Below are 12441 nucleotides of genomic sequence, written 5' to 3'. Positions count from 1 at the left end.
GGTTTTTTCATGTGCTTCCACGGGCCTCACTCAAGCCCGGCGACGCTCAGTCGCGGCCGGCGCCCCTGCCGTCAGCCTTGCCCGACCCCATCTTGTGGTGCCCACCACCGTGGCGGCCTCCCATACGGTCAAACTCGGCGTCGAAGACGGTTTTCTGCGCATCGGAGAGCTGCGCATAGAAGACTTCCACCGCCTTGCGCATCTCGGCCATCTCGGTTTGACGCAGCTTGCTCATTTCCTCCATTTTCGCCATGCGATCAAGGACGGTCACCGGGCGATCCTCGGCGTTGCGGGCCATCATTTGCGACGCCATGCGCTCGCCACGATCCTTCATCGCAGCCTTGAAGTCATTCCATGCCGGCTTCTGGGCGGGTGTCAGCGCCAGCGCCAGTTCGAGCTTGGCGGCCTGGACTTCACCACGCTGCGCCATCCGTTCCTTCATCTTTTCGGGACTCATTTGCTGCATGCCCTGCCTGCCGTCCCGCATGCCCATGCCATCGCAGTCGCCTCCACGCGCAATGGCCGAAGCGCCAATTGCAGAAGTAGCGATGATTGCTGCGGCGATCGAAGTCTTGATCCAGTTTTTCATGATGATGCTCCTCGAGTTTCTCGGTTGATCTCCCGCCCATTGAATTCCTGTCATCGGGCGACGGGTTCATTTGACCACCACGATGTAAATGGCAAGTGTCAGGATCGGGCGGAATTGCACGCTGATGTCTCTGAGGGTGCACTTGATACGCTGGGATACAAGAATGCTGGCGCGGCAGCTTAAGATTCGGGCTGAGGAGAACCTGAATGTCAAACCAGCAAGACCATATCCTGATTGTTGACGACGACCGTGATATCCGCGGACTGCTCGCAGACTACCTTGAGAAGCAGGGCCTGCGCTGCACGACGGCTGCAGACGGGCGCGAGATGAAGGCTGCCCTTGAAAGCCACAGGATCGACCTGATCGTACTCGACGTGATGATGCCAGGCGAAGACGGGCTCACCCTGTGCCGCAACCTGCGCGCCGGGAACGGGCCGAATGCGGCCACCCCGATCCTGATGCTCACTGCGCGCGGAGAAGACATGGACCGCATCCTGGGGCTCGAGATGGGCGCCGACGACTATCTGCCCAAGCCCTTTGTGCCGCGTGAGCTCTATGCGCGCATCCGGGCCATTCTCCGCCGCGCACGCGCGCTGCCGCCCAATCTCGAAGCTACTGCATCTGCCAGCGCACGCGAACTGCGTTTCGCACACTGGCGGCTCGATACCGTGAATCGCCACCTCGTCGACGAGGATGGCACCGTGGTTGCATTGTCGGGTGCCGAATATCGCATGCTTGGCGTCTTCCTCGCCCACCCCCAGCGCGTGCTGTCACGTGACCAGTTGATGGAGCTCACCCAGGGGCGCGAAGCCGAAGTGTTCGACCGCTCCATCGACCTCCTGATCAGCCGCCTGCGCCAGCGCCTCGGTGACAATGCGCGCGAGCCTGCAATCATCAAGACGGTGCGCAATGAAGGTTACGTGCTGGCCTGCGAAGTCACCCCGGGCGATCGCGGGAAAGCACCGCAATGAAACTGCCCTGGCCCAGGAGCCTGTTCTCGCGCCTGATGCTGATCTGGCTCGCCGGTATCACGCTGGTGCTCGCAGTGAGCTTCATTCTGTTTGTCGGCGAGCGCGATCGGGTTGGTCGCAATGCGCTGTTCCATGGCATCGCACAGGAAGTTGCCGCCACCGCCGACGTCCTCGACCGCATGCCAGAGAACGAGCGTGAGCGCTGGGTGGATCAACTTGGGCGCAGACGTCTGCGACTGAGCCTGCGCCCCTTGCCGGACGACCTGCCCCCGCTGCCGATCGACCATCCGCTCCTCCCTGCCCTCAAGGAAGCCATGCCTGAGCGCGAAGTCGCTCTCTTTGCCAGCAGACACGGACACGAAGGGCGCCCATCCCTTTTTATTGCGCTGCGCTTGAGCGACGGATCGCCACTCAGCATCCGAATGCCCGGCATTCCCTTTGCACCCGACCTGCGCACCCCGCACCCCGGACAACTGATCTCCGCCCTGCTCGCACTGATCGTGGGTGTCAGCCTCCTCACATGGTTCAGCGTCCGCATTGCAACCCGACCGCTGTCGCGCATGGCCGACGCTGCGCGCGCGCTCGGAGAGGATCCCGAACGCGCCCCCATGGACGTTCGCGGACCGACGGAAGTGGCCAGTGCGGCCGCAGCCTTCAACCAGATGCAGCAGCGCATCGGCGAACACGTGCGTGAGCGCACCCGCATCCTGGCCGCGATCTCGCATGATCTGCAGACCCCGATCACGCGACTGCGCCTGCGTGCCGAAATGGTCGATGACGATGCCTTGCGCGCAAAGGTACAGTCCGACCTCGATGCGATGCAGAGCCTGATCAGGGAAGGACTGGACTACGCCCGCAGCATGGAGGGCAGCAAGGACAGGCAGCCCATCGATCTGACCCGCCTGCTCGAAGCCCTGTGCGACGACGCTCAGGACATGGGGTGGACGGTCACTCTGAAAGGCCGCGCGGACCGCCCCTTCAACGGGCAGGTCACGGCGCTGCGGCGCGCACTGTGGAATCTGATCGAGAACGGTGTGAAATTCGGCGGACAGGTCGATATCACGCTGAGCGGGCAGCCCGATCATGTCGAAATCCGCATCCGCGATCATGGCCCCGGACTGGAAAAAGCCGAACTCGAGAAAGTATTCGAGCCCTTCTACCGCACGGAATCCTCACGCAACCGTGAAACCGGCGGCACCGGGCTGGGCCTTGCGATTGCACGCAACCTGCTGCGCACCCAGCACGGTGAGGTGAGCCTTGCAAACCACCCGGAAGGCGGACTGGAGGCGACGGTCACGCTGTCCGGGACGCAGGCCTGAAGGCGAAGCCAGGTCGCCGTGCGCACATCGGCTGGTGCGTCACGGGCCGACCTGATACTGCGCAGCCAGCGCCCTGAAGCGATCGACTTCTGCCGCGGCCCAGTCCGGCGCCCTTCCAAGCTCTTCGGCCAGAATCGCTGCAACCGCAGGTGCGGCGCTCACGGCCGCCGCGGCATCGAAGAACAGCGCCCGATGGCGACGGGCAAGGACATCTTCAACCGTGCGCGCGAGTTCGGCGCGCGCGGCATATCGGACCTCGGCTTCGGTCAGCGTCAGCCCTTCTGCGAGGATGTTGTCCGCGCCGGGCAGGCGCAGCACCTCCTTGCGATCGAGCCCATAGACATCGCCATCACTCTTCTCCGGCGCACCATGCAAACGCAGACGGGCAGTCGCCGAAGAACGCAGCGGCAGCCCGCCAACCGGCTGTGCGGCATCGATTGCATCCTCGGCCATCACTCGATAAGTCGTCCATTTGCCACCGGTGATACTGACCAGCCCCTCGGCCGAGACATCCACAAGATGCTCACGTGACAACTGTCGCGTGGGTGAGTCGCGCCCCCCTCCGATGAGCGGCCTCAGGCCGACGAAGACCGCGCGTACATCCGCTCGGGATGGAGGCCGTTCAAGATAGCGTGCTGCGGTCTCAAGGATGAAGCCGATCTCGCCCGGCAGGGGCCGTGGCTCGAGTGGCAGATCGCTGCGCGGCGAGTCGGTGGTGCCCAGCAGCACCTTCCCCTGCCAGGGAATCATGAACAGCACGCGGCCATCGTCGGTATGCGGCACCAGCAGCGCGTCCTCACCAGGCAGGAACGCGCGATCCACGACCAGATGCACACCCTGACTGGGGCTGAGCATGTCATGGGCGTCAGCCCGCGCCAGGCGGCGCACGCTGTCGGCCCACACCCCGGACGCATTGATCACCACCTTGGCACCAACGCGATATGCCTGCCCGCTCTCGACATCGCGCAGATCCACCCCGCAGACCTTCCCGCCTTCGATTGCAAGCCCCGTCGCGGCGCAGTAATTCACTGCCAGACCGCCGAAATCGCCAACGGTGCGCGCCAGCGTCAGGGCCAGTCGCGCATCGTCGAACTGGGCATCCCAGTAGGCGATTCCGCCGCGCAAACCATCACGCTTTACAGTGACCAGCGCGGCAAGCGTGTCGTCGACGTTCAGCACCTTGCTGCGGGCAATGCCGCGGCGGCCGGCCAGCAGGTCGTACAGGCCGAGCCCGGCCGCGAGCATCGGTTTGTCGTGCAGCCGGTATGCAGGCACGACAAAGCGCAGAGGATGGACCAGATGGGGGGCGTTCTCGAGCAGACGGGCGCGTTCGGCCAATGCTTCCCGCACCAGCGGCAGGTTGCCCTGCGCGAGATAGCGCACTCCGCCGTGAATCAGCTTGGTCGCACGCGAGCTCGTACCCTTGGCAAAATCCTCTGCATCCACGACCAGCACCGAATATCCGCGCGCGGCAGCGTCGACTGCGCAGCCCAGCCCGGTTGCCCCGCCGCCAATCACGACCACGTCCCATACTCTTGGCTCCGACAGACGGACCAGCAAGGCCTGTCGCGCACGTTCGGCCAGACCGCTCTTCGCCGTCGCCGTCATGAATGCCCCCAACTGCGGACGCACGCGATGCCTCGCGCCCATGCGGTGCGTCGTGCAAGCCGCCGATCCTCGGCAAGGCCTGGCTCGAACACCCGGTCGACCTGCCACTGCCGGCTAAGCGCATCGGTGTCAGGCCAGACGCCCACACCGAGTCCGGCGAGATAGGCCGCGCCCAGCGTCGTGGTCTCGAGCATTTTCGGGCGCACGACCGGCACCCCCAGGAGGTCGGCCTGCATCTGCATCAGCAAGTCGTTGGCGGCCGCGCCACCATCGACCCGCAGTTCGCGCAGCGGGCTTGCACCGTCGAGCTGCATCGCTTCAACCAGATCCAGTGTCTGCATCGCGATCGCCTCCAGCGCGGCGCGTGCCACGTGCGCGGCCCCCGTTCCGCGCGTGAGCCCGAGCAAGGTGCCACGGGCGTTCGGATCCCAGTAAGGCGCGCCAAGACCGGTAAACCCCGGAATCATGACGACGCCACCGCTGTCCGGCACACTGCCGGCCAGGGTTTCGATGTCCGCCGAGTCCTTGATCAGGCCAAGCGAGTCGCGCAGCCATTGCACGATGGCGCCGCCCATGAACACGCTGCCCTCGAGCGCATAGATCGGCGGCCCGTCGCCCGACCAGCCAATCGTGGTCAGCAGGCGATGGGTGGAAACCACTGCCTCGGTGCCCGTGTTCATCAGCAGGAAACAGCCCGTGCCGTAGGTATTCTTGGCCATGCCCGGTGCAAAGCAGCACTGGCCGAAGGTCGCGGCCTGCTGGTCGCCGCCGATTCCGGCAATCGGGATCGAAGCGCCGAACACATCGGGATCGGTCTCGCCGCACACACCGATACTGTCCACGACGCGTGGCAACACCGACGCCGGAATCCCGAAGCCTTCAAGCAGGCTTTCGTCCCAGGTCCGGGAATGGATGTCGAACAACAGGGTGCGTGCGGCGTTGCCCGGATCCGTCAGATGCAGCCTTCCACCGGTGAGATGCCAGATCAGCCAGCTGTCGATGGTTCCGAACGCGAGTTCGCCGCGCTCGGCCCGTTCGCGGGCACCCGGCACATGATCCAGGAGCCAGGCCAGTTTGGTCGCTGAAAAATAGGGGTCAAGCTCAAGCCCGGTACGGGCGCGAACATCCTCGCTCCAGCCGCGTGCGCGCAAGGTCTCGCAGCGATCGGCCGTGCGCCTGTCCTGCCATACGATCGCAGGCGCGACCGCCCGTCCGTCGCTGCGCGACCACAGCACCGTGGTCTCGCGCTGATTCGCGATCCCGATCGCGGCAATCTCGCTCGCCGTCAGTTTCGCGCTCTCGAGCGCAGCTCGTGCGCAGTCAAACTGGGATTGCAGGATCTCGTGCGCGTCATGCTCAACCCAGCCCGGTTGCGGAAAATGCTGAGCAAACTCCAGCTGGGCATGACCGCACACCCGTCCCTCCGCATCGAAGACCATCGCGCGCGAACTGGTCGTTCCCTGATCCAGGGCAAGAACATGTGCCATTGGCGACTCCCGGGCAGAATTCAGACAAAGCGTAGCCCCTCAGGGCCAAACTGACCAGCGCCCGGCGCAATCCGCGCCCGTGGGCACGCGCAGGTGTGGTTCAATGCGGCCCTCATACATTGCAATGCAGCATCAAGGCCATGCCCGCCATCTGGATGATCATCGCCAGCTTTCTCTTCGCCTGCATGGGCGTTTGCGTAAAGCTGGGTGCCGATCAGTTCTCCACCGGAGAGCTGGTTTTCTACCGTGGGGCGCTGAACATCGTGATGATGACCATTGCCTCGCGCATGACCCACATCGCGCTCAGCACCCCGCACTGGCGCATGCAGCTGTCACGCAGCCTGTCGGGCTCGCTCGCGCTGATGTGCTACTTCTTCACCATCGGCGTCCTGCCTCTGGCAACCGCGGCCACCCTGAGCTACACGTCGCCGATGTTCGTCGCCATCCTGCTGATCCTGCTTTTCGGCGAACGACTCCGGTTTGCGGTCGCGGTCGCGCTGCTGGCAGGCTTCGCGGGCGTCGTCCTGCTGCTGCGCCCCACCCTGCAACCGGGTCAGTGGCTTGGCGCGATTACGGGCCTGGGCGCGGGGATGATTTCCAGTCTGGCTTACATCAGCGTGCGTGAGCTGGGCAAGGCCGGCGAGCCCGAGATCCGCACGGTATTCTGGTTTTCCTGCGTGACCACGGTGCTTGGCGGGGTCTGGGCCCTGACCGGCGAACTGCATCGACCTGATGCGGGCGGGCTCGCCATTCTGCTCGGCATCGGCCTGTTTGGCGGACTCGCCCAGCTGGCGATGACGCGCTCCTACCGCTTCGGCAAGACGGTCGTCTCGGCCGCGCTCAGCTACAGCACGGTCATTTTCGCGAGCCTTTTCGGCATGGTGATCTGGGACGAGACGCATCCCCCTTCGGCCTGGCTCGCGATCGCACTGATCATCGTCAGCGGTCTCATGGTTTCCTTCGCATCGCGGCGCAGGGCCGACGATTGAGCCCGACAGCGGCGAGGGCTATAGTAGGCACACAAGCACAACAGCACGGAGGCCGTCATGATCAGCACCGACCACAAGGGCAATCTGGTAGCAGTGACCGTATTCGGCGAATTTACCCTGGCCGACTATCGCGAGTTCGAGGAACTGGTGAACTACAAGATCCAGTTTGTCGGAACGGTGGATCTGCTGTTCGACCTGCGGGAGATGGCGGGCTTCACGCTTGATCTGGCTTGGGAGGAGATCAAGTTTTCGCGCGAGCATGCGCACGATTTCCGCCGCATCGCGATTCTCACCGACGACCAGTGGGTGACCTGGAGTGCATGGATTTCCCAGCTCTTCGTCGATGCCGAAGTGCAGGTCTTCAGTTCGGACGAGGACGCACGCGCCTGGCTCGGCGTTGCGGCTGAGGCCACCCCGTGAGTGCCTCCTATTCGGCCCTGATCGGCGCACGGGATCTGGCTGAACGCATTCACGACCCGGACTGGGTCATCTTCGACTGCCGGTCCGACCTTGCCAACCCGGATTTCGGCCGCGACTCCTATGCAAGCGGCCATATTCCGGGGGCTTTCTTCATGGATCTCGATGAAGATCTCAGCGGCCCCAAGACGGGTACCAACGGACGCCACCCCCTGCCCGATCCCGCAGCCCTTGCCGCCCGCCTCGAGGCCTGCGGCGTAGGCAACCATACCCAGGTCGTGGCTTACGACGACGCTGGCGGCATGTATGCCGCACGCCTGTGGTGGATGCTGCGCTGGCTTGGACACCACCGTGTTGCCGTGCTCGACGGTGGTCTGCAGGCGTGGTGCAGCGAATCCCAGGCGTTGAGCGCTGCAATTCCGGAAGCGCACGCGACACCGTCCTACTCCCTGTGCCTGCAGCCCTGCCGCATCGACGTCGACACGGTTCTGGCGCATCTCGGCCAGCCAGACATGCTGCTGATCGACGCGCGCAGTCCGGACCGCTTCCGCGGCGAAAACGAAACCCGCGATCCTGTCGGCGGACATATCCCCGGCGCGATCAACCGTTTCTTCGGCGACAACCTCGACACCCGGGGCTGCTTCAGGGATTCGCAGACGCTGAGAGCGGAGTTCGAAGCGCTGCTCGATGGCCGCGACCCTTCCGAAGTCGTTCATCAGTGCGGCTCCGGCGTCACCGGCTGCCACAATCTGCTCGCCATGGAAGCTGCGGGCCTGTCCGGCTCGCGCCTTTACGCCGGTTCGTGGAGCGAATGGTGCGCCGATCCGAAACGTCCGTTCGCAACCGGGCCGGCCTGAGCCCGCCTACCAGTCAATACGCTCCACCAGCCCGAGCGAACGCCCGAGAAAGCGTTCGCCGATAGTCTGAAAGCGCAAGGGCACATCGGTCACCACGTAGCGGTAGCTGGCCGGCCGCCTGCCCACATGAGCCAGCCCTTCGGCATGCAGGCAGCGGGCTGCAAGCTCGGCCGTCGTGACCGCGGAATCGATCAGACGCACCCCCTCCCCGACCACATCGCGCAGCAAGGGCTTGAGCAGGGGATAGTGCGTGCAGCCGAGAACGAGGCTGTCCACCTCTTCCGCCAGCACCGGACGCAGATACTCCTGCGCCGTCATGCGCGTGACCGGGTGCTCCAGCCAGCCCTCCTCCACCAGCGGCACGAACAGCGGACAGGCTTGCGAATACACCCGCACCCCGGAGTCGAGCGCGTGCATCCGCACCGCGTAGGCGTTGCTGTTGATCGTCGTCGGCGTACCGATCACGCCGATCCTGCCGGCGGGCGAGGCTGCGACCGCGGCCTGCGCCCCGGCCTCGATGACGTTGATGACCGGAATGCCGCCGGCACGCTCGGCCACCACGTGTGCCGCCACGGCGGCCATCGTGTTGCACGCGACGATCAGCATCTTCACATCCTGCTGAAGCAGAAAGTCGGTGATCTGTCCGGTGAAGTGCTCGATCGTCGCCACCGACTTGACCCCGTAGGGTACCCGGGCGGTATCGCCGAAATAGACGATGCTCTCCAGCGGCAGGCGCTCCATCAGCGCCCGCACCACGGTCAGCCCACCCACGCCGGAGTCGAACACGCCGATGGGCCGCGTTGCATCCGCCCTCATGCGGCCCCCGCCAGGGCGTGCATGTCTGCCCGACCCGGATCCTTCATTCGAGCACTACGGCAGCAAACTTGCGCTTGCCGACCTGCAGCACCACGGTTTCGCCCGCGAGCAGCACCAGCCCCTTGTCGGCGACGCGTTCGCCGTTGAGCCGCACTGCCCCCTGGTCGATCATCCGCATTGCCTCGGACGTCGTTCCGGTCAGGCCCGCCTGCTTGACCACCTGGAACACCGGCAGGCCCTCTCCCACGACCACCCTGACCTCCGGAAGATCGTCGGGAATCGCATTGCGCTGGAAGCGTGCCTCGAAGTCGCTCAGCGCATCTTCGGCGGCCTGCTGGCCATGGAAGCGGGCGACCAGCTCCTGCGCCAGCATCACTTTCACGTCGCGCGGGTTCCGGCCCTCGTCGATCGAACGCCGAAGGCCTGCGATATCGGCAGTGGAGCGGAAGGACAACAGGTCGAAGTAACGCCACATCAAGGTGTCCGACACCGACATTGTCTTGCCGAAGATTTCCTTCGGCGCCTCGGCAATGCCGATGTAGTTGCCGAGCGACTTCGACATCTTGTTCACACCGTCCAGGCCCTCGAGCAGCGGCATCATCACGACGCACTGCGGCGACTGCCCGTGACTCTTCTGCAACTCACGCCCCATCAGCAGGTTGAAGCGCTGGTCCGTACCGCCTAGCTCCACATCGGCCTTCATGGCCACGGAGTCGTAACCCTGACACAAGGGGTACAGGAATTCGTGAATCGCAATCGGCTGATTGTTCGCGTAGCGCTTGGAAAAGTCTTCTCGCTCAAGCATGCGCGCAACCGTCTGCTGCGCAGCGAGGCGAATCATCCCGGCCGAACCGAGACCTTCCATCCATGCAGAGTTAAAGCAGATCTCGGTCCGTTCCGGATCCAGAATCTTGAAGACCTGCTCCTGATAGGTCTTGGCATTCTCCAGGATCTGTTCCCGCGACAGCGGCGGCCGCGTGCTGTTCTTGCCGCTGGGGTCACCGATCATTCCAGTGAAGTCACCAATCAGGAACATGACTTGATGCCCGAGCTCCTGAAAGTGCCTCAGCTTGTTGATCAGCACCGTATGCCCAAGGTGCAAGTCAGGCGCGGTCGGATCGAAACCTGCCTTGACCCGCAAAGGCCGTCCGCTTTTGAGCTTCTCAACGAGTTCGCTTTCAATCAGCAACTCGTCGACTCCCCGCTTGATCAGCTCGATCGCGGCCTGCACATCACTCATCATGTATCTCCAGTCATTCGTTCACCGGCCTGCTGCAAATCTTTGTTAAACTCGAAAAAGTTTTTGCCCGGGTCAAATCATGCAGGTCAGAAAAACCACGATTCTAGCCGAACTGCCGTCCAAGCTCCTCAGCCGTAAACGTCCGTGGCTCATCGCAGGCGTCGCTGGCGTCTCGCTCCTCGGCGTCGTGGCAGCCACCGCAGTCGTCCCGCAAACCTCCCCCGCTGCGCCATTCATCGCCAGCACTGTGGTCGAGGACATTGCGATCGCGCCGGTAAGCGTCGCTGCCGCACACACGCTGCCCTACGTTCACGACGACAGAATTCAGCCAGGCGACACGCTTCCCGCAATCTTCCGACGCCTTGGCATCGACGACAGCGAAGCGCTCTCCTTCATCCAGAACGACGAGGCAGGCTCCCAGGCACTGCGCCAGCTGCGCGCAGGCCGCTCGATGACCGCCATGGTCACGCCCGATGGCAGGGTGCTGTCCATCAGCCTGCCGCTGAGCGGCGGCCGCTACACCATCGAACGCGATCAGGCGGGCCAGGACTTCCAGGTCCGCAGCGAAGAAAGCACTGCGGTCGAGACGATTGTCGAAATGCGTACCGGCACCATTCGCCACTCGCTTTTCGGTGCTACCGATGAAGCCGGCCTTCCGGACAGCGTCGCCAGCAAGCTGGTGGACCTGTTCGGCACGGAGATCGACTTCCATACCGATCTGCGCAAGGGCGACAGCTTCAGCGTGGTGTACGAAACCATCTACGACGAAGGCTCGAGCATCCGTTCGGGCCGCGTGCTTGCGGCCGAGTTCATCAATCAGGGCAAGCGCCACGTCGTGGTGCTGCATGACACCGCGAACGGCAAGGAACAGTACTACTCGGGTGACGGGCACAGCCTGCGGCAGGGCTTCCTGCGCTCGCCCCTTGAGTTCTCCCGCGTCACCTCGGGCTTCGGCCGCCGCCTGCATCCGATTCACAAGAGCTGGCGCGCGCACAAGGGCGTCGATTTCGGCGCACCGCGAGGCACCCCGGTCAAGGCCACATCTGACGGCGTCGTCGCCTTTGCCGGCAAGCAGGGTGGCTACGGCAACATCGTGATTCTCCGCCACCGCGGCAAGCTCACCACTGCCTACGCCCACCTCAACAACTTCAGCCGCAACCTGAAGCCGGGAATGGCAGTCGACCAGGGTGACGTCATCGGCTTCGTCGGCTCCACCGGATGGGCGACCGGCCCCCACCTGCACTACGAAGTGCGCGTGGACAATGTCGCACACGACCCCATGAAGATCGCCCTCCCGGCCGCGGACGCACTGGAAGGAAAAGAACTCGCTCGCTTCAAGCGCAATGCCGAGCCTCTGCTGCAGCGCATCGCACTGCTCAACTACAAGGCAACGGTCGCAAGCCGCTGAAAGCCGGCACGCAGTCAAAAAAATGGGGCGCCAAGGCGCCCCATTTTTGTTTCATCCCGACCAGATCAATCAGGCCGAGAACGAAGACCCACAACCGCAGGTGCTGGTTGCATTCGGGTTACGAATGACAAACTGCGACCCTTCGAGGCCTTCCGTGTAATCGATTTCAGCACCGACAAGGTACTGGTAACTCATCGGGTCAACCAGCAGCATCACGCCATTCTTCTCGAACGTCGTGTCATCCTCATTCACTTCCTCATCGAAAGTGAAACCGTACTGGAAGCCGGAGCAACCACCACCGCTGACAAACACGCGAAGCTTGAGCGAAGGGTTGCCTTCTTCTTCGATCAGTTCGCGCACCTTGCCGGCTGCGTTATCGGTAAATACCAGGATGTCCGGGGTTTCAACTTCAGCGTTCATGTTCTCTCCTCTGTCAAGGGCAGGGGGCGATGATGCGCCATCCGCCCTCCCACGTCAAAGTCGGATCATCTCCGACCGTACAAGTTCCCAGATGGGCCGACGCAAACCGTGTCTGGAGCGGGCATTGCGGACATGATGCATGTGCGCCCAATTCCCGACCACAGCCACTTCTCAGGGCTGTCGATCACCGACACTAGCACACGCACGTCCGCTCTGCGCATACTGAGCCGCCAGCCGACTCCGACTCGATGCGCGCAGCCCTGACAACTCTCCGTCCGGAAAGCCCGGAAACGCAAAAAGCCGCCCCAGGGGACGGCTTC

12 protein-coding genes are annotated in these 12441 nt (G+C 63.8%); 6 read left to right on the top strand and 6 right to left on the bottom strand.

Annotated elements, in window-relative coordinates:
- Positions 1-46: 46 nt before the first annotated feature.
- On the bottom strand, positions 47-589 hold the full coding sequence (locus AC22G6_RS02320) for a Spy/CpxP family protein refolding chaperone (protein ID WP_487365447.1): 543 nt from the start codon (positions 587-589) through the stop codon (positions 47-49).
- 206 nt (positions 590-795) lie between these two features.
- Between AC22G6_RS02320 and AC22G6_RS02315 the strand changes: the two genes are divergently transcribed.
- Both AC22G6_RS02315 and AC22G6_RS02310 read left to right on the top strand, forming a co-directional pair.
- On the top strand, positions 796-1560 hold the full coding sequence (locus AC22G6_RS02315; protein WP_487365446.1) for a response regulator: 765 nt from the start codon (positions 796-798) through the stop codon (positions 1558-1560).
- Positions 1557-2879 carry an ATP-binding protein gene (locus AC22G6_RS02310; RefSeq protein WP_487365445.1) on the top strand — a complete coding sequence of 441 codons (1323 nt, stop codon included), beginning with the start codon at positions 1557-1559 and terminating at the stop codon, positions 2877-2879. The genes AC22G6_RS02315 and AC22G6_RS02310 overlap by 4 nt, the downstream gene beginning before the upstream one ends.
- A gap of 39 nt (positions 2880-2918) precedes the next feature.
- Here AC22G6_RS02310 and AC22G6_RS02305 read toward each other — a convergent pair whose 3' ends face one another.
- Together AC22G6_RS02305 and glpK are read right to left on the bottom strand one after the other, a co-directional pair.
- Positions 2919-4487 (bottom strand): glycerol-3-phosphate dehydrogenase/oxidase, encoded by a 1569-nt coding sequence (locus AC22G6_RS02305; RefSeq protein ID WP_487365444.1) that lies wholly within the window; start codon positions 4485-4487, stop codon positions 2919-2921.
- Positions 4484-5974 (bottom strand): glycerol kinase GlpK, encoded by a 1491-nt coding sequence (glpK, locus tag AC22G6_RS02300; RefSeq protein WP_487365443.1) that lies wholly within the window; start codon positions 5972-5974, stop codon positions 4484-4486. The genes AC22G6_RS02305 and glpK overlap by 4 nt, the downstream gene beginning before the upstream one ends.
- Positions 5975-6114: 140 nt before the next feature.
- Here glpK and AC22G6_RS02295 point away from each other — a divergent pair, with 140 nt between their 5' ends.
- The 3 genes from AC22G6_RS02295 to AC22G6_RS02285 are packed head-to-tail and all read left to right on the top strand — an operon-like array spanning position 6115 to position 8237.
- Positions 6115-6963 carry a DMT family transporter gene (locus AC22G6_RS02295; protein WP_487365442.1) on the top strand — a complete coding sequence of 283 codons (849 nt, stop codon included), beginning with the start codon at positions 6115-6117 and terminating at the stop codon, positions 6961-6963.
- A 57-nt stretch (positions 6964-7020) separates the two neighbouring features.
- Complete coding sequence (locus AC22G6_RS02290; RefSeq protein WP_108949199.1) at positions 7021-7383, top strand: SpoIIAA family protein; 363 nt, start codon at positions 7021-7023, stop codon at positions 7381-7383.
- Positions 7380-8237, top strand: coding sequence for a sulfurtransferase (locus AC22G6_RS02285; RefSeq protein ID WP_487365441.1), 858 nt, complete (start codon positions 7380-7382; stop codon positions 8235-8237). The genes AC22G6_RS02290 and AC22G6_RS02285 overlap by 4 nt, the downstream gene beginning before the upstream one ends.
- Positions 8238-8243: 6 nt before the next feature.
- Here AC22G6_RS02285 and murI read toward each other — a convergent pair whose 3' ends face one another.
- Both murI and tyrS read right to left on the bottom strand, forming a co-directional pair.
- A complete protein-coding gene (gene murI / locus AC22G6_RS02280; protein ID WP_108949201.1) occupies positions 8244-9053 on the bottom strand; it encodes a glutamate racemase in 810 nt (269 codons plus the stop codon).
- Positions 9054-9096: 43 nt separating this feature from the next.
- Positions 9097-10293, bottom strand: a complete 1197-nt coding sequence (gene tyrS / locus AC22G6_RS02275) for a tyrosine--tRNA ligase (RefSeq protein WP_487365440.1) — start codon at positions 10291-10293, stop codon at positions 9097-9099.
- A 79-nt stretch (positions 10294-10372) separates the two neighbouring features.
- Here tyrS and AC22G6_RS02270 point away from each other — a divergent pair, with 79 nt between their 5' ends.
- Positions 10373-11701: a peptidoglycan DD-metalloendopeptidase family protein gene (locus tag AC22G6_RS02270; protein WP_487365439.1), complete on the top strand. Its 1329-nt coding sequence runs from the start codon at positions 10373-10375 to the stop codon at positions 11699-11701.
- Positions 11702-11770: 69 nt separating this feature from the next.
- Here AC22G6_RS02270 and erpA read toward each other — a convergent pair whose 3' ends face one another.
- Positions 11771-12121, bottom strand: coding sequence for an iron-sulfur cluster insertion protein ErpA (gene erpA, locus AC22G6_RS02265; RefSeq protein WP_108949203.1), 351 nt, complete (start codon positions 12119-12121; stop codon positions 11771-11773).
- Positions 12122-12441: the final 320 nt, after the last annotated feature.

The sequence above is a fragment of the Parazoarcus sp. PS-13 R2A genome (assembly GCF_057621855.1).
Note: the sequence above shows the minus strand (reverse complement) of the source record. Positions and strands in the feature narration are given on the sequence as shown.

Coding starts and splice junctions, on each gene's coding strand:
- AC22G6_RS02320 (WP_487365447.1), bottom strand. CDS start 589: ATGAAAAACTGGATCAAGACTTCGATCGCCGCAGCAATCATCGCTACT.
- AC22G6_RS02315 (WP_487365446.1), top strand. CDS start 796: ATGTCAAACCAGCAAGACCATATCCTGATTGTTGACGACGACCGTGAT.
- AC22G6_RS02310 (WP_487365445.1), top strand. CDS start 1,557: ATGAAACTGCCCTGGCCCAGGAGCCTGTTCTCGCGCCTGATGCTGATC.
- AC22G6_RS02305 (WP_487365444.1), bottom strand. CDS start 4,487: ATGACGGCGACGGCGAAGAGCGGTCTGGCCGAACGTGCGCGACAGGCC.
- glpK (WP_487365443.1), bottom strand. CDS start 5,974: ATGGCACATGTTCTTGCCCTGGATCAGGGAACGACCAGTTCGCGCGCG.
- AC22G6_RS02295 (WP_487365442.1), top strand. CDS start 6,115: ATGCCCGCCATCTGGATGATCATCGCCAGCTTTCTCTTCGCCTGCATG.
- AC22G6_RS02290 (WP_108949199.1), top strand. CDS start 7,021: ATGATCAGCACCGACCACAAGGGCAATCTGGTAGCAGTGACCGTATTC.
- murI (WP_108949201.1), bottom strand. CDS start 9,053: ATGAGGGCGGATGCAACGCGGCCCATCGGCGTGTTCGACTCCGGCGTG.
- tyrS (WP_487365440.1), bottom strand. CDS start 10,293: ATGAGTGATGTGCAGGCCGCGATCGAGCTGATCAAGCGGGGAGTCGAC.
- AC22G6_RS02270 (WP_487365439.1), top strand. CDS start 10,373: ATGCAGGTCAGAAAAACCACGATTCTAGCCGAACTGCCGTCCAAGCTC.
- erpA (WP_108949203.1), bottom strand. CDS start 12,121: ATGAACGCTGAAGTTGAAACCCCGGACATCCTGGTATTTACCGATAAC.